Raw genomic sequence first — 21,484 nt, 5'->3', positions numbered from 1 at the left:
TTTCTATGCGACCTAAAGCATTGGGAGAATCGATTGGCAGGTCTGAATCCCTTACAAATTGCCGAGACGATTGAGTCAAACGATACCGAGTTCTGTAGTCACTGGGCACAGTCGTCTGAGGTGGAACTCGCCAAGGAGAAACACTGGTATCGATTGACCAGTGGGATAGCACATCCCTATTTCAACAGCGTGTTTGAGGCGAACATCCCGCCTGAGCAACTTACCGAAGCGATCGATGAAGCAATCGCTCCATTCCGCGAAAGAAGTCTGCCGATGGCGTGGTGGGTGGGCCCCAAGTCGCAGCCGGCAAGTCTTGGTCAGATGCTAGTCGGCCATGGATTTGAACACGTGGCTTGTGAAGCAGCGATGGCAATCCGTCCGTTCGATGCGGACTACGAACGTGCCAGCGAGGAGGTCGAGGTTCAAGCCGTTACCTCGATAACGGACCTGCGTACTTGGGTGGAAATCATGACCGGCGTGTACGGTTTGCCAGAATTCACCCAAGAACCTTGGTTCCGGATTCTCAAGCAGGCAGGGCTAGGCAGCCGGAAGAAACTGCAGCATTTCATGGCGATTGTGGACGGAGAAGTCGCTGGCGTGGGATCCATTTTCTATGGAATCCAGGCCGCGGGAATCTACAACATCGCCGTTTTGCCTGAGTTTCGAGGGCAGGGGGTTGCCTCGACATTGACGATCTCATTGCTTTCATTGATCGATGAACGAGGTGTCGACTTGGCAACGCTCTGCGCGTCACGGAAGGCCGAGTCGTTGTATCGTCAGATCGGCTTTCGCCGCTACGGAGAACTGAATTGCTACGCTTGGATGCCTCACTAGCGCATACAAAAACACCGCGCGCCGCATTGGACGCGCGGTGTTTTGAGTTCGTCTCGCTGTAGGCGAAGTCGCGATCGGCGCCTTAGACGCGGCGTTCTCGCAGGCGGGTTGCCTTACCAACGCGATCGCGGAGGTAGTACAGCTTGGCTCGGCGGACGACGCTGCGACGCGTGACTTCCACCTTGGCAATCTGCGGGCTGTGGAGTGGGAACTTCTTTTCAACACCTTCGCCAGCCACGATGCGGCGAACGGTGAACATTTCACGGGTGCCGCTGCCACTCTTGGCGATGACGGTACCGATGAATTTCTGGATACGTTCCTTCTGACCTTCGAGGATCTTGGTGTGGACCTCGACGGTATCGCCGATCTCGAAGAAATCGACGTCAGACTTCTGGTAGGCCGCTTCGACCTTGTTCATCAAATCTTGGCTCATTGCCAGTTTCCTTCTGCTACAGCGATTTAACGTTTATTGTCATGGGCGTCGTCCGAGTGCTGGTCCAGCAGGTCGGCTCGCCGCATCTTGGTCTTTTCCAGCGACTGTTGCTTTCTCCAGGCAAGGATCTCCTGATGATTGCCACCGAGAAGAACCTCCGGAACATTCAAGCCGCGATATTCTCGAGGCCGCGTGTACTGCGGAAACTCGAGCAGACGATTGCCTTCGCTGAAGGAATCGTCCACGGCACTTTGCTCGTCGCCGAGCACGCCAGGGATCAGGCGAATCACCGAGTCGATGATTGCCATCGCGGCGACTTCGCCTCCGTTGAGGACGAAATCTCCCAGCGAAATCTCTTCCGGCTGCAGAAGGTCGATCACGCGTTGATCGAAACCTTCGTAGCGGCCGCATATCATGGTCAGCCGTTGCTGCTGGGCAAGCTCCTCGACCAGTGGTTGATTGAGCGTTCGCCCTTGGGGGCTCAGCAAAATCAACCGGCCTGGCATCTCGCCCAGTGGCTGGATTTGTTCGATCGCCTCGACGACTGGCTGTACGCGGATGACCATTCCTGGTCCGCCGCCAAAGGGGCGGTCGTCGACTCGATTGTGTTTGTCGTTTGCCCAGTCCCTCAGGTTGTGGACGTGGGCCTCGACTAACTGTTTGTCGATGGCCTTGTTGAGCAGGCTTTCACCGAGATAGCCGGTGAAGATCTCTGGAAACAACGTGAGGACATCGAACCGCATGGCACGTCTGCCTGCTTAGCCTTCGGCCTTGGGCTGCTCTTCGCCGCCTTCGGTTGCTTCAGCCGCGGCTTCCACTGCTTCACCTTCAGCAGGAGCAGCAGCTTCAGCGCCTTCTTCGGCTGGGGTTTCGGCGTTTTCGCCTTCAGCAGCGGCAGGAGCTTCCGGCTCAGGCTCTTTGATTTCAACTTTAGGAGGAACGTAGGCAGTCTTGGTCGCCATGCGAGCCAAGGCTTCTTCGCGAGCTGCCACGTGGCTGCCATTGGTGCCGTACTTACGGATCAAAACAGCAACCTTCGGCGAAGGCTGAGCACCGACGCCGAGCCAGTAGTCGACGCGATCGGACTTCAGGTTAACCCGAGCGTCCTTTTCCTTGACGAACGGATCGTAGGTACCGAGATACTCGATTGCCTTGCCATCTCGTGGGGTACGAGAATCCATGGCGCAAATACGATAGAACGGACGGTGTGCCCGACCCATCTTCTTCATGCGAATGCGAACTGCCACGTAACGTTACTCCTAAGTAAACTTTCTGTCTAAACACGCTCAACGACGAGGTTAACGACGCCGCTTTTTGAGCTTCTTCTTGAGTTTCTTCTGGTTCTGGACATCCTTGGCGGTCATCCGTTTGCCGGTGCTTTGCTTGGATTTTTTCATCTTACCAGTCGGATCCATCAGCTCGCCACTGCGAAGCTTCCGCATCATGTCCATTGCGCCGCCCACGCCGCCACCGGCCATTCCCTTCATCAGCGAGGCCATGCTGTCGAACTGCTTGATCAGTTCGTTGACCTCTTGCGGGGAAACTCCAGAGCCTTTGGCGATCCGCTGGCGACGGCTGTTGTCGATCAGCTTGGGATCGCTGCGTTCGGCCGGGGTCATCGAATCGATCATCCCGCCTAACCGGCGCATTTCTTTTTCGTGGTCGCCACCTTGCAGCATCTTGGTCATTTCGCCCATGCCAGGCATCAGGCCGAGCATCTTTTGCATCAGGCCGGGGCGAGCGATCTGGTTGAGCTGCTTGCGGAAGTCGTCCAGCGTGAACTGCCCCTTTTGAAGCCGTTCCTGCGTCTTCTGGACTTGTTCCTGGTCGAACTCACGTTGGGCCATCTCGAACATCGACTGGATGTCGCCCATTCCAAGGATCCGGCTCGCAAAGCGGTCCGGATGGAAGGGATCGAGGCCGTCCATGTGTTCGCTGGTACCGATAAACTTGATCGGCACGCCCGTCACATGTTTGACCGACAGCAATGCACCGCCTCGGGCATCGCCATCGAGCTTGGTCATGATCACGCCGTCCAGGTCCAAAGCGTCGTTAAACGCCTTGGCACTGTTGACTGCGTCTTGTCCGGTCATACCGTCGACCACCAGGAAAGCCTTATCAGGCTGAACCTTCAGGTCGATCGTTTTGAGCTGCTGCATCAGCTCTTCGTCGATTGCCAAACGGCCGGCCGTGTCGAGAATCACGACATCGATGCCATTGTCTTTGGCATGCTTGACGGCATTTTGGCAGACGGCGATCGGGTCGGTGGCCCCCTGCTCACTATAGACGGGCGTGTCGACGCTTTTGCCGACGATATGAAGCTGTTGGACGGCGGCTGGGCGCTGAAGGTCGGCGGCACAGAGCAGGGCTTTTTTGCCCTCTTTGCTGATCAGTCGTGCCAGCTTCCCGCACGTGGTCGTCTTACCGGCACCCTGCAAACCGCACATCATCAGCACGGTGACGTCTTGTTTCAGGTGCAGGGTTGGGTCGGAATCGCCCCCCAAAAGTTCGATCAGGGCCTCGTTGACGATACCAACAAGCTGCTGCTCAGGCTTGAGCGACTTGAGAACGTCCTGGCCGACCGCTTTTTCAGAGACCTCCTGCATGAAAGCCTTGACGACGTCATAACTTACGTCCGCTTCGAGCAGGGCGTTTTCGACCAGTTTCAGGCCATCCCGCATGTTCGATTCGGTCAGTCGGCCTTGTCCGCGCAGCGTCCTAAACGCTGATTGCAAGCCGTCTTGTAACGATTCCAACATCGGAAGTTTTGCCTAGGGGTCGAATATCACGTCGCTGGGAGTTCGCTCCGAGGGCCAAGATCTTGCCTGTAAAAAGACAAAACAACCCTACGGCCAACTCCCGAGAGATGGGTCGAAACGCGTATTCTAGCGAACCCCACGGCAGGTTGGCAATTGGTAAAGCGGGGCGGAAAGAGGGTTTTTCGCCAGGACATGGCCCCACGATAGGTGGTTTGTATTGCCATGGCCCGCTATGGGCGATCTTATCTGCCTAGGATGTCGTCGTCATCCCAGGGTTCATCGTCATCATCCCAGCCATCGACAATCTCTCCGCGACGAAGCTCTCGCATTTTGTCGATGGCGCTGCGTGTGCCACCCTCTGTCATCGACTCCATTAGCGAAGCCATACTGGCGAACTGCTTGAGCAGATCATTTACCTCTCGTAAAGAAACTCCAGCGCCGTTCGCGATCCGGCTCCGTCGACTTTCGTCGATCGATTGAGGTTTGCTGCGTTCGCTTGGAGTCATTGAGTCGATCATGCCGCCCAGGCGGCGCATTTCCCTTTGGTGCTCGCCGCTTTGTAGGGTCTTGGTCATCTCGCCCATTCCCGGCATGAGCCCCAGCATCCTCTCCAATAGCCCGGGGCGAGCCATCTGTTCAAGCTGTTTTCTGAAATCGTCCAGTGTAAAGGTATATGCCACTTAGCTACCTCACTTCTGAATCGCCCCCTCCGGTACTTCGGGACGCTTCTTCACCGGCATTGGCTTCAACCCTTTGATCTCCAGGGTGGAAGTCTCTTTGGTCTCAAGATCCATGACGCGAATCATATGGTTATTCGTATCGGCGATGTAAAGCTTGCCTGCGGCGTGCGAAATACCGGCTGGTTCGTCGAATTGAGCCGGATCGTTGGCAATGCCTGGCTCGCCTGTCCCGGCGATTGTCTTGACGTCGCCAGTCGTCGCATCGACGGCTTTAATCTTGTTGTTGTAGGTGTCGGCCGTGTAGATGACGCCGTCAACGTAACAGACGCCCAGAGCATGTTGTAGTTTTGCAGTTTTGGGAGGGCCGTCCACATCGCCGAAGCTGAACAAGCGGCCGTAAGGCAAATGGGCGGTGCCGATCACGGTTCGCACGCTTCCTTCAGGATCGAATGGTACGGCACGGATCGAGCTTCCTTCGCTATCGGCCACGAATAACGACTTTCCATCCGAGGTGAGGCCAGAGGGTTGTGCGAAGGACGAGTATCCTTGCTGATATGGTACCGGTGGGAGTAGCGAACCGTCGACGATGTCTTCGCGACCGTTGCCTGCGTAGGGGCCGATTTCTTTCTCGTCGAGTGTCATTTTCCAGATCTGGTGCGGACCCGCCATGGCGATGTAGAGGCTGTCGCCATGCGACCAAAGATCCCAGGGACTGTTGATTGCGGTCGTCTTGGGCAATCCTACGAATCGATCCGGCAGGCTTGATATGGTGGCGCTTTCCCCCACGCCTGGCCAATTGTTTCGGGCTTGCTCGCCCACGCCTGCGATCGTCGAAACCTGCTTCTCTTTCAGATCAACTTTGCGAATGAGGTGGTTTTCGGTGTCGGCGACATACAAAGTGTCCTGTATGAGGGCCATCCCTTGAGGATGATCGAACTGTGCCGATGCGTAGCCGCCGTCGGCGGAGCCGACCTCGCCGCTACCAATCACATCCTGAAGTTGACCATCGAGCGAAGTGACGACGATTCGGTTGTGATTGCTGTCGGAGATGAACAACCGATTCGACTTTTCGTCCGCCAAAATCTTCCCCGGAAAACGCAGTTGGGTGGGCTGCTGGTTGTAGGCCAATAGATCGAACTGGATCGGAGTTTCGTCGAGCGAGCCATTGTTTCGATAGTAGGGCATCGATCGATTGAGCACCTCGCGAATGTCGTCCGCTTTGAACTCTCCACGACGAAGGTAGACAACATTACCTTCGGGATCGATCAGGTACATGGTAGGCCAACTGCTGACGCTGAAGCTGTTCCAGATCTTCATCTCGTCGTCATTGACGACAGGGTGTTCGATCTCGTATCGCAGGATCGCTTCGCTGATGTTTTTGGCTTCTTTTTCCGTATCAAACTTGGCCGAGTGAACGCCAACCACGACCAACTGGTTCGGGAATTCGTGCTCTAACTTCTTAAGCTCTGGGAGGATATGAATGCAGTTAATGCAGCAGTATGTCCAGAAATCGAGCAGGACGTACTTCCCTTTGAGGTCCTTGAGTTCCAGGGGACCCTCGGTGTTCATCCACTCCATGTCTTTGGGGAACTCAGGAGCTGGTATGCGGGCGCGGAAGGGATGCTCGACTTCCTTTTCCTTGGCAGCAGGCTCGTCATCAGCTGCTACTTCCTTGGATGCGGCTGGTTGTTGCTCTTCCGCCATCGCAAATGGATGTGTTGACGAGCTACCACAGCCAACCAGTAGCAATACAGCAGCAAACAGGGCTAGCTTGCGCAGAAGTGGTAAGGGAGAAACATGCAGGCAAGTCATGGATTAGACCTTCCGTATTCGGGGGCAGGATTCCAATAAATTGGAACGATTTCAGGGGAGAAAGGCTGTATTTATTCGTACAATAGCAAATAGTTTACCGGCTGAGGATGTTCCGGGTAACTCTTTTCACGTAGTGTCCGGCATGCTTGCATCTTCCACACTTTTGGGGTGTGTAGCGAGCATCTTGAAAAAATTCCTGGGGCGAGCATGGAGTTTTGCCGACAATCTATAACGATTATAGCGATTATCCCGGATCCGTCCGGAGACGATATTGTCGAACTTGCACCGTGGAATGTGCTACCTTTGGTGGAATGGTCTATGTGCGGTGAAGTCGAGTTGACTTTCGCCACATCCTACCCTTACGGACCTACCCCGCCAAATATCGGAGGATCAAACCGTGTTTCGTAAAGTATGGCTCGCTCTGTGTCTCTTACCACTCTTGGCTTCCTTAGGCATGGGCCAGGAATGGGCCAACAAGATGTTCCAAGTTCGCACGCATGATTTTGGTGCCGTCGCGAAAGGGGCCAAAGTCTACTACGAGTTCGAACTGCAGAACATCTACGAGGAGACCGTCCATATTGCCAGTGTTCGATCGAGTTGCGGTTGTACCAGCCCTTCGATCAAGAACGATACGTTGAAGACGTGGGAGAAAGGGGCTATTGTCGCCAAGCTGAATACCGACAGCTTCCTCGGTCACAAGAGTGCGACCGTCACGGTCACGATCGACAAGCCTTTTTATGCCGAAGTTCAGTTAAACGTCTCGACCGATATTCGTGGTGATCTGGTCTTCCAGCCAGGATCGGTACAGTTTGGCAACGTCGAGCAGGGCGAAGGAGGTGTTGCGAAGGTTCACGTTTCACAAGCTGGTCGCAGCGACTGGAAAATTACCGACGTCCGCAGCAACGATGATTTCCTGGGTGTCGAATTGAGTGAAACCAACCGTGGTGGCGGCCGTGTTGGATATGATTTGGTCGTTCGCTTGAAAGACAATGCGCCAGTTGGTTTCATCTCGAGCCAGTTGGCGTTGATTACCAACGACAGTCGCAGCCCTTCGGTTTCCTTGCCGGTCGAAGGCAAAGTCGAGTCGGCATTGAACGTGAGCCCAAGTGCTTTGTCGCTCGGCGAATTGAAGCCTGGTCAGAAAACCGAAGCCAAGTTGATCGTGCGAGCCAAGAAGCCATTTCGCGTTACCGGAATTAGCTGTGACAGCGACTGCTTCCAGTTTGCGGCCCTGCCTGAAGAACCCAAGAAGCTTCACTTCATTCCACTGACGTTCACTGCGGGAAGCAAAGGTGGCACGGTCGTTAAGAAGATTACGATCGAGACCGACCTGGGTGAAGGTGTCAGTGGTGAATCGGTGGCGACCGTCGTGGTGAAAGAAGGCAACACCGAGACCTAATCAACAAGGTTTCTGAATCCAAAGAATAAGGCCCCGACTCACTCATGAATCGGGGCCTTTTTTTATTGCAAGTTGTCGGCGGCTACCGTGGGCTTCTTCTCAGGTAGCGGCGGAAGGGCTTCTTCCAAAACTCCCTTCACGCGTGGCCACATCACGATGGCCTCGAACAGCATCCAGGCTTGTAAGACGAGCACGCCAAAGCCCAGCACGAGCAGCAGCCACTGCTGTTTGGCCCAGTAGCCTGACTCGCTGAAGATGTTGTAGTACATTGCCAAGGCGGGCAAGATGAGCATCGCGATCATCGGAATCGTAACGAACCAGATCGGTTTGCTGCGGCGCCAGAGATAGAATGCCGTGACCATCATTGCCAGGCCGGCGAGCAACTGGTTCATGGCACCAAATAGCGGCCAGAGTAACGTCCCACCTTTACCGGGTACTTTGTCGGCAAATACGGCGATCGCGAGTGCGGAAAGCACCGCGACGGCGGTTGCGGCATACTTGCCGGCAAGAGGCTTCGTCACTGGCGTCGATACGAACAATTCCTGCAGTACATAACGCTGCAAACGAGTAGCCGTATCGAGTGTCGTGGCGGCGAAATTCGCAACGAGCACAGCGATGATGCTAATCCCGATTTCCAAGGGTATGCCTAGCGAAGTGAGGAAGTTGGCTCCCCCTTCGACGAAAGCCGCTACCAGATTCGGCAATTTGAAATCGCTCCAGTTCTTGGAGATCGCGTAGCGCGTTTCCCAGGCCGCTTGGCCGGTCAAGGGAACACCCTCGGCATCGGTCATGGCGGTGTAAACGTACGATCCGTCCGCTGTTTTGCTCCCTTCAAAGATCCCCATGCCGACACCCGCGCAGCAAGCCAGGATCACGATAACGGCCAAGCCCCCTTCCAAAAGCATCGCCCCGTAGCCGATGTACTGGGCGTCGGTTTCTTTTTCAACTTGCTTGCTCGAGGTGCCGCTACTGACCAGGCAGTGAAAGCCGCTGCACGCACCGCAGGCAATCGTAATAAACAGGAACGGAAAGATCGGCGGTGCCCCGGCCGGCATTTCCGTTGCCACTGCGGGCGTTGACTTGGCCAAGTCTGCTGCACCGGTCGCACTCGCCACTAAAAGCCCAATAAACAGCAGAACCAAGGCGACAATCAACTGATGACTATTCACGTAGTCGCGAGGTTGCAGCAACAACCAAACGGGCAGCACCGAAGCGACAAAGCAGTAGATCAGCAGAATGACGGTCCAAATCATTAAGGGGCTCAGGTAGTCACTTGATGCAAGGTCGGCCCCCAGGATACTGGGCAGGATTGCAGCAAGGTCGATCGGTAGGTAGTAGACCCCCACCAGGATCGAAGCGTAAACGATGACGAGAGCTACCAGCGATGGAACCAGGAGGTGAGCGTCTTTCCGGCGAGCATAGATTCCCAACGCAATCGCGATGGGCATGCTGATCCAAACCGGCAAAACGGTTTGGGGATACTCGGCGAAAATAACCGCCACAACCAAACCAAAGATCGCCAGAACCACCATCAGCGCGGCGGCGAGCACGATCAGAAACAGGAACTTGGCACGCTTGTTGATCATGCGGCCTGCAATTTCGCCGACCGTTTGTCCACGGTTGCGAAGGGAGATAATCAATGCCCCCAGGTCGTGAACCGCACCGACAAAGATCGAACCGAAGACGACCCACAGCAGAGCGGGTAGCCATCCCCAAAAGACAGCAATCGCCGGTCCCACAATCGGGCCGGTGCCAGCGATGCTGGTGAAATGGTGGCCGAAGACAACTTGCCGATCGGTTGGGCAGAAGTCGACGTCGTCTTGCAGTTGTTTGCTTGGTGGTTCGTTGTTGTCATCGAGTTCAAACAGCCGGTGCGATAGCCAACGCCCATAGGTGTTATAGGCAACAATAAAGCCAACGAATGACAGAACCGCAACAATTAGCGTCGACATAAGCGTAAAATGCGTGTCACGATGTGAGGCATCGTGCATCCAAGGGAGGAGTGAACCTGATGGTGGGCGGTACGCGGGGATAGTGAGCCTTCCCGCCTATCCCTATAATGATGGATTCTTCAGGCGACGTGAATAGCTCACAATTCAACTGAGATAAATTTTTTTCGCGGCTTAGCGCTTTCACAAGGATTAGATCGATCGTGTCGGAAAAGATTGAAAACGTCATTATCGTCGGAAGTGGCCCTGCAGGATGGACTGCCGCAATCTATGCGGCTCGGGCAAATTTGAAGCCTCTTCTTTATGAAGGTGCCGCACTTCAAGAGCACTACGACCTCGGACGAGGGCCGCTGGGCCAGTTGGCGATGACAACCGAAGTCGAAAACTTCCCCGGATTTCCCTCCGGAGACCTGAGTGGCTACTTGGACAACGCCATCGACGAAAGTCTGCGGCAATACATGGCTCCGCACCAGAAGCATGGTGTCAGCGGCCCTGAACTGATGGAACTGATGCGTCAACAGGCCAAGAACTTCGGCACGCGTGTCGTGACGGATGACATCGTCGAAGTCGATTTCAGCCAAAAACCGTTCAGACTCAAGCCGCGCGAAGGGGAAGAGTGGCTCAAGGCTCGCTCGGTGATCATTGCGACCGGTGCCCGGGCGAATTACCTCGGCTTGGAATCGGAAGGCAAGTTCAAGAACCGTGGCGTGAGTGCCTGTGCGGTTTGCGATGGTGCGTTGCCCCGCTTCCGCGAAAAGCCGTGCATCGTGGTCGGTGGCGGTGACTCGGCCATCGAAGAAGCGGACTATTTGAGTAAGTACAGTTCGGTGGTCTACATCGTGCATCGTCGCGACAAGTTCCGCGCGTCGCAGGCCATGGTCGACCGAGCGATGGAAAACAAGAAGATCGAAGTCGTCTGGAATCATGTCGTGACGGAAGTCTTGGGAGACGACCAGAACGGCGTGACCGGTGCGATGCTCGAAAGCACGGTCGATGACTCCACTAAACAACTTGATGCCAGTGGGTTCTTCCTGGCGATTGGCCATACGCCTAACACGGACTTCCTGAAGGGGAAGTTGGAAATGAACAACGCTGGTTACCTCAAGTGGACCGTTCCATTCCGCACGAATACGAGCGTCGACGGCGTTTTTGCCGCTGGCGACGTAGCCGACGACTACTATCGCCAAGCGATCACGGCAGCGGGAACCGGCTGTATGTCCGCTTTGGATGCGGAAAGATGGTTAGCCTCGCAGGGCTTGCATTAAGCGAAAAATGCAACCATCATTAGATGCACTGAGAACCTTGCTTGTTCCGTGTGTCAACGAAAATACTCAGCAGGGGGAGCGAAGATCGTTCCCCTTGTTTTGTTAACACCCCTCCCCATCATCCCTTATCTACGCCGAATCTAGGCGAAGGATTCGCTATGTCTGAGACCGTAAGCAAAGTCGAAACGGACCGAGAGATTCTCCAGGAAGCCCAAGCGAAAGGGGCCGGAGCCACGCTGGGTGCCTGGGTTCGACTTTCGGGACCTGGTTGGCTTCAAAGTGCCATTACGCTCGGTGGCGGCTCGTTGTCCGGCGCGCTATTCATGGGGATCTTGGGCGGGTACAGCCTCTTGTGGCTTCAACTGGTGGCCATCATCTGCGGCGTGGTAATGCTTTCAGCCATTAGCTACGTCACGTTATCGACCGGCAAGCGTCCGTTTCGTCAGATCAACGCGCACATTAATCCAGTGCTTGGCTGGGGATGGATCGTGGCAACCGTCGCGGCGAATATGATTTTCCTCATGCCGCAGTTCGGGCTTTGCTATGCCGCACTCAATAAGAATCTGGCACCTGGCCTGGTTGGTGATTCGATGCCAGCCAAGGCAACCGTTTCGCTGCTGTTGCTGGTAGCTGGTGGGTTGCTCGTGTATATGAATTCCCGGCCCGGTCTTGCGACGAAGATTTTCGACGTCCTGCTGAAGGCGATGATCGGCGTGATCGTGATTTGCTTCTTTGGCGTGGTCATTAAGTTGGGGATGTCCGGCGAGGCGTTTACGTGGTCGGAAGTGTTCGGAGGGTTCATTCCCGATTTCTCGGCAGCGACCGAGCCTACCGGACAAGTGGCCGAGATTGCCGCCGAGGTGCAAGAACCCTATCGCGACTTCTGGACCAATCGGATCGTTGCCGACCAGCGTGCTGCCATGATCGGTGCCGCGGCGACGGCTGTGGGGATCAATATGACCTTCCTGCTGCCGTACTCGATGCTGGCCCGTGGATGGGACAAGACATTCCGGGGACTAGCCCGATTCGACCTTTCGACTGGGATGGCGATTCCTTACATCCTGGTGACAAGCTGCGTTGTGATTGCTTCGGCCGCGGCCTTTCATGCCAAGGTGGATGCCGATTTTCTCTCGACTTCGCCAGAGACGATGGCCAAGAGTCCTATCTACGGCGGAGCCGAGAAGACGCTGGCCCTGCGTGTCGTCCAATATGAAAAGGAAGGCTTGGAAGTCCCGCAGGAGTATCTCGACGAAGCGACCGGCGAGGATGGCAATGTCGATGACGCCAAGCTTACGGGGATTCTGCTGGCCGCAAAGTATGAACCTTTGAAACAGGCCGTGGCGGAACTTCCCGAAGACGAAAAGAAACTTGCCGCGTCGCTGGTCAAGCGTAGTGAGTTTCTATTGTCTGAATCGTTAGCTCCTCTTCTTGGCGGTGATCTTGCCCGCTGGGTTTTTGGGATCGGTATCTTTGGCATGGGTTTCTCGACGATCATCATCTTGATGATGATTAACGGCTACGCGTTCACCGAGATGCTCAACACGAAGCCGAACGGTGCTGCCCACGTCATCGGGTGCTTAGTTGCCGGACTTTCCGGTGCATCGTGGTTTATCATTTGGGACGGTCCTGCGAAGACCTGGCTGGCCATTCTGGTATCCAGTTTTGCGGTGATGTTCCTGCCCATCGCCTACGTCACCTTCTTCATGATGATGAACAGCAAGAAGATCCTCGGTGATGACAAGCCGAAAGGGCTTAGCTGGATCATCTGGAATGTGTTGATGATCATCTCCGTCGTCGGGGCGATCGCTGCTGCCGTGGTTTCCATCACCGACAAGGTAACTAACCCAGGGACTCCTTTCGCCCAGAAGGCCGTCGTCTTGACGGTAGTTATCGGGTACCTGATCCTATTCGTAGGCGGATTCTTCCTCCGCAGTGGTAAGGACGACGATGAGCCCGTCGATGCCGCTGCGACTGAAACAGCCTAGAATGGGAACTTCGCCAGGCTCTTTCAGTCAATCCTGAAGGAGCCTCGCCTCAGGCATATCAACAACAGGGACGGTGCGATGGAAAAGCGAACGGTCTTACAGGCACGTGCGGCAGATTCAATTGGACAACAGGTTTGCCTTGAAGGTTGGGTTCGCACGCGGCGCGACTCGAAAGGGGGCTTCAGCTTTATTGAGCTGAATGACGGCAGCTGCCTGGCGAATATCCAGGTCGTTGCCGACAACCAACTCGCTAACTACGAAAGCGAAATCAAGCATCTCACGCCCGGTTGTTCGATTCGCGTTGCCGGTGAAGTCAAACAGTCGCAAGGCAAGGGTCAGGCCACCGAAGTCCAGGCCAGCGAAGTCTTTTTGTATGGGACGGCCGATGCGGAAACGTATCCTCTTCAGAAGAAGAGGCATACGTTTGAGAAGCTTCGAGAGTGGGCCCATCTGCGGACTCGATCGAATACCTTTGGCAGCGTCTTTCGGGTACGCAACCGCGTGTCGTTTTCGATTCACCAGTTCTTTCAGGAACGGGGCTTCCTTTACGTCAACACGCCGATCATTACCGCTTCCGACTGCGAGGGGGCCGGCGAGATGTTTCGCGTCACGACGCTTGACCTCGATCAGCCTCCTAAGGTCAACGGCAAGGTCGACTTCAGCAAAGACTTCTTCGCTCGGCCGGCCTACTTAACAGTGAGTGGCCAGTTGGAAGGGGAGATCTTCGCCACGTCGCTGGGCAAGGTGTATACCTTCGGCCCAACGTTCCGTGCCGAGAACTCGAACACCAGTCGCCACCTGGCCGAGTTTTGGATGGTCGAACCGGAGATCGCCTTCGCCGACCTGGAAGAGAACATGGAAGTTGCCGAGGCCTTCCTGAAGCGAATCTTCACCGACGTGATGAACGACTGCGCCGAGGACATGGCGTTCTTCAACGAGCGCATCGCACCGGGAATCTTGGACACACTACAGTCCATCGTTGACCGCGAGTTCCTCCGGTGCAGTTACACCGAGGCTGTCGACATCCTCCAGAAATCGGGCCAGGCGTTCGAGTATCCCGTTACTTGGGGGATGGATCTGCAGTCCGAGCACGAGCGGTTCCTGACCGAACAGCACTTCCAGCGGCCTGTCATTCTGCACGACTATCCTCGCACGATTAAGCCGTTCTACATGCGCTGCAATGACGACGGGAAGACAGTTCGCGCGATGGATGTGCTCGTACCGCAGGTCGGAGAGATCATTGGTGGAAGTCAGCGTGAAGAACGGCTTGATGTGCTGGAAAGCCGCATGAAAGAACAGGGGCTCAATGCCGAAGAGTACTGGTGGTATTTGGACTTACGTCGATATGGGACGGTTCCGCACTCCGGTTTTGGACTTGGCTTGGAACGCGTTCTACAGTTTATTACGGGCATGGGGAATATTCGCGATGTGATTCCCTTCCCACGTACACCCGGCTGGGCTGAATTTTAAGCGGTCTGTTGACGCAAGCCTTCTTCAAACAAGGAATTCGAGATATGATCCGTCGCCTGATGTTTGTCGCGCTCTGTGCCGTCGGGGTGCTTTCATTTGCCTCGTCGGGCTCGGCCGTCGATCTCGATGAGCTAAAGAAAGAGGTCAAAGACGGCAAGGCTGTTCTGCTTGATGTCCGTGAGGAAGTGGAATGGAAGAAGGCCCATCTCAGCAAAGCCGAGTTGGTTCCCCTTTCGACGATTGCCACCGACAAGCATGCGAAAAGTGCGATCGAGAAGTACACCAAGGATCCCGACTTAAAGGTCTATACATATTGCCGCTCGGGTCGTCGCTCGGTTCTGGCTGCCGACATGTTCAAACGCGTCGATGCCAAGGTGATCGCAATCACCCAGTCGTATCAAGACCTGGTCGATGCAGGCTTCAAAGAAACGAAAGACACCGATCCAAAGTTTGATCCGCCCATCGATACCAACTAAGTGCGAAACTGGAAGTAAAACAACATGCCGGCGATCGTCTTGCCATCGGCGATCCGGCCGTCCTGAATCATGGCCTTGGCCTGGTCGAGGGTCACGATGTGATTCTCGATCTCTTCCCCTTCTTCCCGTGCCGGAGCGTGCATGGTCAGGCTGGTCGCCACGTACACGAACATGCGTTCATCCATCACGCCAGGCGAAGGATAGTAGGCAGTTAGTAGTTCGATCTTCTCGGCGCGGTAGCCTGTTTCTTCCTCCAACTCTCGGCCCGCGGTGATTTCCGGGGGTTCGTTCGGCTCGAGCGTCCCAGCCGGCAGTTCCAAGAGTGTTTGCTCGACGGCAATGCGATAGTTCTTAATCAAGCAAACGTGGTCATCATCGACCAGGGGAAGAATGACGGCGGCACCTGGGTGACGCATGACGTCGCGGGGGCGTTCCCCTTGCCAGACGCGTTCAATGTTGAAGCGAACCCCTTCAAATACAGTTTCTGGCGATTTCATTGTGATACCCCTGGTCGGCTCTGTTTTTCGTTGATGTTGTTTTGCATTGTCACTCGAATTCGCCCGTTCTGAAAGAGGAAACGATCAAGCGTCGGCTTCCTCATTGGTCAGGTCGATCTTCCTGCTTGAGGGAAACGGCGACTCTCCTCTACCCAGATGATACAGGCCGTGAAACATCGCATTGCACAGCAAGACCCCGATGAGGGCACCAACCAATGCCATGCCCGTGACTTCCTCGTGAATTAATGTCCACACAAACTGCCCTATGCATAGGAGCGACACCACGATCAACGTGGGGGTTCGGCTGATCAGGTTAACGACGATGGCTCCGAAGGGAGCCCCCAACGCGACAATCGGAGCAGCGGCTAACCAATTGGAGAAGACCTCGGAATCGATCGCGTAGGTTTCTGGGTGAATCCGAGCTAGGGCGAGATTCGATCCAATGCCAACCAGCGAAGTAAACGCCATCAGGATCACGGACGTCGGAATGGCCGTTTTCAAGTCTTCGCGGTAGAGCAGCACCAGCGTGGCATAGATCATCATGTCGATGCCAACGCCGGTGATCGACGAGGCGACACCTCCTACCAGTCCAATGGCGATGCCAATTGAAAAGTCGTACGGCGATTTGTGATCTGCCACGGCTTGGTTCGAGATCAGCTCACGCAACTTCACCAGGTGCAGGATACCAAAGCTCGCCCAGATTACGCCAAAGATCAGCTTGACCCACAAGTCTGGCACGTACGGGGCAATCAGAGCCGCGCCCAACGGGGTTCCGACCAGAGTACCCAACAGGGCAGGGCGGAGGAGACGCCAATCAATGGGGCGATGACTAGACAAGATGTAGATGGTTGCCGAGGTCATGCCGATCGACTGAATCGCGAGACCGAAGTTTCTGCCAAGCGAGCCTGGTAGATCGAACAGCAAAACCAACACCGGGAATGCCACCGTACCGCCTCCCATCGGAGTCGAACCAGCAACGTACGAACCGACAGACATCGTCAAAGCGATCGGCCAGTGCGAGAGGACGGTTGGCCAATAGCCTCCGGCGGTGACGATCGTCAGCCAAGTACCATAAAAGACGGCCAGCCAAGCAAGAAACGGCCAGGCGCGCGGCCAGTTGCGGACGGGAGGTTGCCCCATCAAGGTCGAGTCCAGGTAAACGAAAGGGAAAACCAATATCGGACATTTGACTTGTTGAAACAACACTTGTCAAGACAAGTATATGCGTCTTATCGGCGACCATGAGATTCGCAATGGCGGAGTTTAGGGCAGGATGCTAGACTCAATCTACAAGGAATCGCCGTGAGAATGGGGTGTTTTGCCAAATCACCGGTGGTATCCAACATGCTGAATCACGCTTGGCGGATGGGGTTCAGCGGTCAAGCCTACGCGCAACGTGAAACAGCGAACGTGGTATCACATCATCTCGATCCAGATCATCCGCCACCCCAACGCAAACAGCCTCTTTCTGGTCCAATCCGCAAGATGGCCACGGGTGCTGCTCTATTTGTCGCCATTTGCGTGGTGGCCGTATTCGGCTATGTGGCGCATGGTTGGCGGCTGGATGATGCCATCTACATGGTGATCATCACGATCTTCGGCGTAGGCTATGGTGAAGTCCAACCCGTCGAATCGATGCCCCTCCGAGCTTTGACCATCATGGTGATTATCGCTGGTTATGGGGCCGTCATTTACACTGTCGGCGGGTTCATGCAGATGGTGGTGGATGGAGAACTTCAGAAGGCCTTGGGAGCTCGACGTATGTGCATGGAAATCGATCGATTGAACAATCACACCATTATCTGTGGCGTGGGCCGAATGGGTTCGATCCTGGCCCGAGAACTAGCCGCCAAAGGCAAACCGTTTGTCGTCATCGACACGGACGAACGGCGTTTGAATTCGGCGGAGGAATTGGGCTATCTCTTCATCAACGGGGACGCCACCGACGAGCACGTGTTAGAGCAGGCTGGCATCAAGCGGGCTGCGGTGCTCGCTTCCGTGTTGTCCGAAGACGCCACCAACGTCTTCGTGTCGGTCACGGCTCGGGGGATGAATCCCGACATGATGATCATTGCGCGCGGTGAGAACCCCAAGACGGAAAAGAAGCTCATCGGATGTGGGGCCAATAAAGTCGTCTTGCCAACCGCCATCGGAGCCAAGAAGCTCGCCCACATGATCATTCGGCCGTCGGCGGAAAACATGCTCGAACAGTTGACAACTCAAGGTGACATGAACGAAGAGCTAGATCGTATTGGGCTTCGGTTCGATGAATTGATCGTCGCCAGCGGCTCCTCATTGGTCGACAAAACAATCGGCAGTATCGAGCTGAGGAGTAACCACGGCTTCCTGATTGTTGGCCTTCGTCGGAAAGATGGCTCGACGTTGCTCAACCCGCCTGCGGAAACGGTACTCGGGATCGGTGACGTGGTGATCGTCCTGGGGCATTCCAACGACATCCCGCAACTCGCCGAGCGCTTCTGTGCCACGCGTGGCAAGGTCACGTACCGCGGCGTCACGGTCGATTCGTAGGCAGGCAAGCAATGCGAATGGATGTGCGCCAAGCCAAGCCGGAAGAGTATCCGGTATTGTGGCAGCTATTTCATGACACGGTGCATCACGTCAACCGAAAGGACTACACGTCGCAACAATTGGCGGCATGGGCACCTGATGAGGTCGACTTATCGCGTTGGGCACTTCGGATGGAGGGCGTTGGTCCGATGGTAGTGGTCATCGGCGACGAAATCGTCGGGTTCTCCGATGTCCAGGCCGACGGGCTGGTCGACATGTTCTATGTTCATCACCGTTGGCAGCGTAAAGGTGTCGGCAGCCGACTTTTCGCTGAAATTCATCGCAGAACCGAGCAGATGAAGTTGCATGAACTTCACTCGCATGTCAGCATCACGGCCTGTCCATTCTTTGAATCGCATGGATTCAAAGTGGTGACCCCTCAGCAGGTCACCATCAATGGCGTGACGCTGAAGAACTTCCTCATGAAGAAGCCGCTTTCCGTTTAGCGAGACGTCTTGAGATACCCACTTAGCGCTTCGATGTTCTTGGCGAACGTTTCGCTCGAAATGTACTGATCGCCGGGGCGAAATCGTTGATCGCCGACAAGTCTTTCATTCTCGAACGTGCTGATCCACCGTCCTTGGTCATCCAGGCTCGCAAGTATTGGCTTCACCTGATCTGCCGTGACCTTGCGGCTGCCGCGAACGGACTTCGGAGAGCTAACCAGCTTGCGGTATTCGTTCTTTAGTTGTTCCAACTTTTGACTGGTCTTCCAGCCATAATGATCGGGCAGGTCTTTGTCATCGTAGGTCAGAAAGTAATCTTTGCCGCTGCGATTCATGTAAAGGGGGCGGTTCGTTTGCATTTCGTAGTAACGCGCCAATTGCCCATCGGGAAGGATCGACGATTCGAGATAGTTTACGGCTTTGGGAATCGGTTCCAGGTATTTCTTGTCACGTGTCACTTCAAAGATCGCCAGCAGCGTTTCGATCGCGTCTTGTGATTCCCGGCCGGCAACGGCGGCCGGCTCGAATCTGCGGGCCCAGATCGGATTCATCTCGTAGTTGTACTGCTGAGCCCATGCTGGCTGTGGGCTTGGCAACTGCGCCAGGATCAAGAAGTCCCCCAGTTTCTTTAGTGCCGTCAGGTAACGCTCGTCACCGTAGGTTTCGTGAGCTTCAATGAGTACCGCGGAGACACTTCCTGCGAGGCCGTCGTTAAGGGTGTACATGTCCCAGTAGTTCTTTATGCGCCCTTCAGTTCTCCAGTCGTACTTGGGAAAGCTGGCCTGCTGGATGGGTAGCGACTGATCGACGGGCCCGGTCCACACCTGGGGAAATGCCCCGTTGGCAAACTGAGCCGCGAGCAAGGCGTCCAGTGCGGTCATCGCGGCGCCGTGAATCGTTTCATTCTTGAACTCATAGGCTTGGTCGAGCCTTACCAGAAAGCGAATGGCCGATTGAGTTTGATCATCGTCCAGCGAGGAATTGTTTTTACCTTTTCCTTTCCCGTTTCTATATTGAGCCGTGCGTTCCCCTTTCGGATTGAAGTCGATGCAGTTGGTCCATCCTCCCGATTCCAATTGGCCATAAATGAGCGCTTCGGCGGTCTCAGTCGCGGCATTCAGGTAGTACTCGTCGGTCGTCGCGTGATAGGCTTCAATGTAGGCCATGCCGACCGTCGGTGTGCCGGGGGGCTGGACCCAGATCTGATCAGACGACGCGGTTCCTTCCCCGAAACGCTGCGTAAGATCAGGGCTATAAAAGTAGACATACCCCCCATGAACGGCGACCTGATCGTGATAGTACGTAGCGGCTTTCTTCATGGTCGCCAAGACTTCCGCGGCAGCGGGATCGTTATCGGCCGCCGAAAGAGGAGCCAGCAAGTAGCAAAGGCACAGTAGAAGAGCCGCGGGGGCACGGTAGATGGAACGCATGTTCAAGTCTCGAGCGAGAGTAGGAGGGAGAAGTTCAGCCCCAAAATACTCTCCATAAGGCCGACAAGCAAGGGTTTATCAAGCGAGGCGACTACAGCACCATAGGCCCCACGAGCGGGATACTGCAAACCACAACTAACAAGATCCAACCCACCACTTGAAGCATGAAGGCAGGTGTTGGCTCTCCTGTGGAGTGGGGGCGTCCCTCGCTGGAGAGACGAAGCATGCGATCACAGCACTCTGGCCAGAAAATGACCGAGAGAGGCAGTAGCAGAAAAATGGCATGCGAGACGATGGCCTCGACGTTCAGGCTTGAGAGTAAATGAACAACAAGTGAGAGGCTCGCCACTGCACACGCTGCGATCCGCCCTCGATCCCAGGCGATCACCTAATTCCTCCTTGGTTGAAAACGAAAAATGACCTCCAGATAAGATCTAGAGGTCATTCGTCGAAGTCGAACAAGTATTGTGGCGATTACTCGCTCATTGACTTAACGGCTGCTTCTAGCTCATCCATTTCAACATCGCGCTGAGGCGTCGCAAACGACCAGGTGTGTCCGAATGGATCGACCACCACACCGTAACGGTCTCCCCAAAACATATCGGACGCCGGCATCTTAATGGTGCCCCCGGCAGCTTCCGCTTGCGAAATCGCGGCGTCGCAATCAGGCACGTAGCGATGGATCGTGACTGGCGTGCCCCCCAAGCTCTTGGGAGATTGCGACTTGCCTTCGCAGTATTCCGGAAAGTCGTCGGCCATATAGATGCTTGAGCCGCCGATGGTCATCTCGACGTGCATATATTTGTCGCCTGAGTCGGTGGGCAATCGGAATTTCTCTTCGGCATCGAACGCCTTCTTGTAGAATTCGATCGCTTCTGAGCAAGGATCGCATACCAAGTGAGGAATAAGACCGCTACGGCTTGAGGCGGGGCTGATATGAGCCATGGTTTCTCTTTCCAATTTTAGTAGTTGGTTCGCTGGGTTTAGGAATCGAGGCGGGTGTTACGCGTCGTCATATGCGGTTTGCAACGCAACGACGTCTAGCTTCTGCATCTGCAACATAGCGGCTATCACCATTTGGGCTTTGGTTTGGTTGGCGTCGGAGATCAGACTTTGTAAGAGGGTTGGGACAACCTGCCAGGAAACGCCGAACTTATCTTTCAGCCAACCGCAGTGAGATTTCTCGCCCCCTTCCGAGAGCTTCTCCCAATAGTGATCCACCTCCTCGGCCGTCTCGCAGTTGACGACGAAAGAAACCGACTCGTTGAAAGTGAAGTGAGGCCCGCCATTGAGGGCCACAAATGTTTGCCCTTGAAGTTCAAACTCGATTGTCATGATCGAACCTTCCGGTCCTGGCCCCACTTCGCCGTATCTGGTTTGGGTCAAGATACGCGAGTCGTCGAAGATCGAAAGGTAGAAGTTGACAGCCTCTTGAGCCTGATCGTCAAACCAGAGGAAAGGGGTAATGCGTGGCATGAAAT

The 21,484-nt window shown here is 55.2% G+C and carries 20 protein-coding genes; 8 read left to right on the top strand and 12 right to left on the bottom strand.

Going from position 1 to position 21,484, the window contains the following annotated elements:
* Positions 1 to 33 precede the first annotated feature (33 nt).
* Entirely contained in the window at positions 34 to 834 is an 801-nt protein-coding gene (locus Pan97_RS21050; RefSeq protein WP_144976055.1) for a GNAT family N-acetyltransferase, read from the top strand.
* Between the two features lie 82 nt (positions 835 to 916).
* Here Pan97_RS21050 and rplS read toward each other — a convergent pair whose 3' ends face one another.
* The 6 genes from rplS to Pan97_RS21020 all read right to left on the bottom strand — a co-directional run bounded on the left by rplS (position 917) and on the right by Pan97_RS21020 (position 6,518).
* A complete protein-coding gene (gene rplS / locus Pan97_RS21045) occupies positions 917 to 1,267 on the bottom strand; it encodes a 50S ribosomal protein L19 (protein WP_144976053.1) in 351 nt (116 codons plus the stop codon).
* Positions 1,268 to 1,293: 26 nt separating this feature from the next.
* Positions 1,294 to 2,010: a tRNA (guanosine(37)-N1)-methyltransferase TrmD gene (gene trmD, locus Pan97_RS21040; RefSeq protein ID WP_144976051.1), complete on the bottom strand. Its 717-nt coding sequence runs from the start codon at positions 2,008 to 2,010 to the stop codon at positions 1,294 to 1,296.
* Between the two features lie 15 nt (positions 2,011 to 2,025).
* Positions 2,026 to 2,514 carry a 30S ribosomal protein S16 gene (rpsP, locus tag Pan97_RS21035; RefSeq protein WP_196782173.1) on the bottom strand — a complete coding sequence of 163 codons (489 nt, stop codon included), beginning with the start codon at positions 2,512 to 2,514 and terminating at the stop codon, positions 2,026 to 2,028.
* A gap of 51 nt (positions 2,515 to 2,565) precedes the next feature.
* Positions 2,566 to 4,026, bottom strand: coding sequence for a signal recognition particle protein (gene ffh / locus Pan97_RS21030; RefSeq protein ID WP_144976049.1), 1,461 nt, complete (start codon positions 4,024 to 4,026; stop codon positions 2,566 to 2,568).
* A gap of 242 nt (positions 4,027 to 4,268) precedes the next feature.
* On the bottom strand, positions 4,269 to 4,706 hold the full coding sequence (locus Pan97_RS21025) for a hypothetical protein (protein ID WP_144976047.1): 438 nt from the start codon (positions 4,704 to 4,706) through the stop codon (positions 4,269 to 4,271).
* 9 nt (positions 4,707 to 4,715) lie between these two features.
* Positions 4,716 to 6,518: a thioredoxin-like domain-containing protein gene (locus Pan97_RS21020; RefSeq protein ID WP_196782172.1), complete on the bottom strand. Its 1,803-nt coding sequence runs from the start codon at positions 6,516 to 6,518 to the stop codon at positions 4,716 to 4,718.
* Between the two features lie 397 nt (positions 6,519 to 6,915).
* On the opposite strand from Pan97_RS21020, the gene Pan97_RS21015 reads away from it, so the two are divergent.
* Complete coding sequence (locus tag Pan97_RS21015) at positions 6,916 to 7,917, top strand: DUF1573 domain-containing protein (protein WP_144976045.1); 1,002 nt, start codon at positions 6,916 to 6,918, stop codon at positions 7,915 to 7,917.
* A 62-nt stretch (positions 7,918 to 7,979) separates the two neighbouring features.
* Here Pan97_RS21015 and Pan97_RS21010 read toward each other — a convergent pair whose 3' ends face one another.
* Complete coding sequence (locus Pan97_RS21010) at positions 7,980 to 9,869, bottom strand: carbon starvation CstA family protein (protein WP_144976044.1); 1,890 nt, start codon at positions 9,867 to 9,869, stop codon at positions 7,980 to 7,982.
* Between the two features lie 200 nt (positions 9,870 to 10,069).
* Between Pan97_RS21010 and Pan97_RS21005 the strand changes: the two genes are divergently transcribed.
* The 4 genes from Pan97_RS21005 (at position 10,070) to Pan97_RS20990 (ending at position 15,062) form a co-directional block, all read left to right on the top strand.
* A complete protein-coding gene (locus tag Pan97_RS21005) occupies positions 10,070 to 11,131 on the top strand; it encodes a thioredoxin-disulfide reductase (RefSeq protein WP_206668908.1) in 1,062 nt (353 codons plus the stop codon).
* A 158-nt stretch (positions 11,132 to 11,289) separates the two neighbouring features.
* Positions 11,290 to 13,116 carry a divalent metal cation transporter gene (locus Pan97_RS21000; protein ID WP_144976041.1) on the top strand — a complete coding sequence of 609 codons (1,827 nt, stop codon included), beginning with the start codon at positions 11,290 to 11,292 and terminating at the stop codon, positions 13,114 to 13,116.
* Between the two features lie 78 nt (positions 13,117 to 13,194).
* A complete protein-coding gene (asnS, locus tag Pan97_RS20995; protein WP_144976039.1) occupies positions 13,195 to 14,586 on the top strand; it encodes an asparagine--tRNA ligase in 1,392 nt (463 codons plus the stop codon).
* 44 nt (positions 14,587 to 14,630) lie between these two features.
* On the top strand, positions 14,631 to 15,062 hold the full coding sequence (locus Pan97_RS20990; RefSeq protein WP_144976037.1) for a rhodanese-like domain-containing protein: 432 nt from the start codon (positions 14,631 to 14,633) through the stop codon (positions 15,060 to 15,062).
* Here Pan97_RS20990 and Pan97_RS20985 read toward each other — a convergent pair.
* Positions 15,059 to 15,559: an NUDIX hydrolase gene (locus tag Pan97_RS20985; protein WP_144976035.1), complete on the bottom strand. Its 501-nt coding sequence runs from the start codon at positions 15,557 to 15,559 to the stop codon at positions 15,059 to 15,061. The genes Pan97_RS20990 and Pan97_RS20985 overlap by 4 nt on opposite strands.
* A gap of 84 nt (positions 15,560 to 15,643) precedes the next feature.
* Positions 15,644 to 16,699 (bottom strand): sulfite exporter TauE/SafE family protein, encoded by a 1,056-nt coding sequence (locus Pan97_RS20980; RefSeq protein WP_144976033.1) that lies wholly within the window; start codon positions 16,697 to 16,699, stop codon positions 15,644 to 15,646.
* Positions 16,700 to 16,903: 204 nt separating this feature from the next.
* On the opposite strand from Pan97_RS20980, the gene Pan97_RS20975 reads away from it, so the two are divergent.
* Both Pan97_RS20975 and Pan97_RS20970 read left to right on the top strand, forming a co-directional pair.
* The gene (locus Pan97_RS20975) at positions 16,904 to 18,088 is read left to right on the top strand and encodes a potassium channel family protein (RefSeq protein WP_241676325.1); all 1,185 of its coding nucleotides are present in this window, start codon (positions 16,904 to 16,906) and stop codon (positions 18,086 to 18,088) included.
* Positions 18,089 to 18,105: 17 nt separating this feature from the next.
* Complete coding sequence (locus tag Pan97_RS20970) at positions 18,106 to 18,573, top strand: GNAT family N-acetyltransferase (protein ID WP_165698891.1); 468 nt, start codon at positions 18,106 to 18,108, stop codon at positions 18,571 to 18,573.
* Here Pan97_RS20970 and Pan97_RS20965 read toward each other — a convergent pair.
* From Pan97_RS20965 to Pan97_RS20955, 3 genes are all read right to left on the bottom strand, one after another.
* Positions 18,570 to 20,003 (bottom strand): pectate lyase, encoded by a 1,434-nt coding sequence (locus Pan97_RS20965; protein WP_144976029.1) that lies wholly within the window; start codon positions 20,001 to 20,003, stop codon positions 18,570 to 18,572. The two genes, Pan97_RS20970 and Pan97_RS20965, sit on opposite strands and share 4 nt — an antisense overlap.
* Before the next feature lie 474 nt (positions 20,004 to 20,477).
* Positions 20,478 to 20,948: a VOC family protein gene (locus Pan97_RS20960; RefSeq protein WP_144976027.1), complete on the bottom strand. Its 471-nt coding sequence runs from the start codon at positions 20,946 to 20,948 to the stop codon at positions 20,478 to 20,480.
* Between the two features lie 57 nt (positions 20,949 to 21,005).
* Positions 21,006 to 21,479: a VOC family protein gene (locus Pan97_RS20955; protein WP_144976026.1), complete on the bottom strand. Its 474-nt coding sequence runs from the start codon at positions 21,477 to 21,479 to the stop codon at positions 21,006 to 21,008.
* Between the last annotated feature and the right edge of the window lie 5 nt (positions 21,480 to 21,484).

This window comes from Bremerella volcania (assembly GCF_007748115.1).
Classification (GTDB): domain Bacteria; phylum Planctomycetota; class Planctomycetia; order Pirellulales; family Pirellulaceae; genus Bremerella; species Bremerella volcania.
This window is presented reverse-complemented; position numbering and strand designations above follow the sequence as displayed.

Excerpts from the sequence above, each read along its gene's own strand:
- rplS (WP_144976053.1), bottom strand. The coding sequence starts at position 1,267 with ATGAGCCAAGATTTGATGAACAAGGTCGAAGCGGCCTACCAGAAGTCT.
- trmD (WP_144976051.1), bottom strand. The coding sequence starts at position 2,010 with ATGCGGTTCGATGTCCTCACGTTGTTTCCAGAGATCTTCACCGGCTAT.
- ffh (WP_144976049.1), bottom strand. The coding sequence starts at position 4,026 with ATGTTGGAATCGTTACAAGACGGCTTGCAATCAGCGTTTAGGACGCTG.
- Pan97_RS21020 (WP_196782172.1), bottom strand. The coding sequence starts at position 6,518 with ATGACTTGCCTGCATGTTTCTCCCTTACCACTTCTGCGCAAGCTAGCC.
- Pan97_RS21010 (WP_144976044.1), bottom strand. The coding sequence starts at position 9,869 with ATGTCGACGCTAATTGTTGCGGTTCTGTCATTCGTTGGCTTTATTGTT.
- Pan97_RS21000 (WP_144976041.1), top strand. The coding sequence starts at position 11,290 with ATGTCTGAGACCGTAAGCAAAGTCGAAACGGACCGAGAGATTCTCCAG.
- asnS (WP_144976039.1), top strand. The coding sequence starts at position 13,195 with ATGGAAAAGCGAACGGTCTTACAGGCACGTGCGGCAGATTCAATTGGA.
- Pan97_RS20990 (WP_144976037.1), top strand. The coding sequence starts at position 14,631 with ATGATCCGTCGCCTGATGTTTGTCGCGCTCTGTGCCGTCGGGGTGCTT.
- Pan97_RS20985 (WP_144976035.1), bottom strand. The coding sequence starts at position 15,559 with ATGAAATCGCCAGAAACTGTATTTGAAGGGGTTCGCTTCAACATTGAA.
- Pan97_RS20980 (WP_144976033.1), bottom strand. The coding sequence starts at position 16,699 with ATGGGGCAACCTCCCGTCCGCAACTGGCCGCGCGCCTGGCCGTTTCTT.
- Pan97_RS20975 (WP_241676325.1), top strand. The coding sequence starts at position 16,904 with ATGCTGAATCACGCTTGGCGGATGGGGTTCAGCGGTCAAGCCTACGCG.
- Pan97_RS20970 (WP_165698891.1), top strand. The coding sequence starts at position 18,106 with ATGGATGTGCGCCAAGCCAAGCCGGAAGAGTATCCGGTATTGTGGCAG.
- Pan97_RS20965 (WP_144976029.1), bottom strand. The coding sequence starts at position 20,003 with ATGCGTTCCATCTACCGTGCCCCCGCGGCTCTTCTACTGTGCCTTTGC.
- Pan97_RS20960 (WP_144976027.1), bottom strand. The coding sequence starts at position 20,948 with ATGGCTCATATCAGCCCCGCCTCAAGCCGTAGCGGTCTTATTCCTCAC.
- Pan97_RS20955 (WP_144976026.1), bottom strand. The coding sequence starts at position 21,479 with ATGCCACGCATTACCCCTTTCCTCTGGTTTGACGATCAGGCTCAAGAG.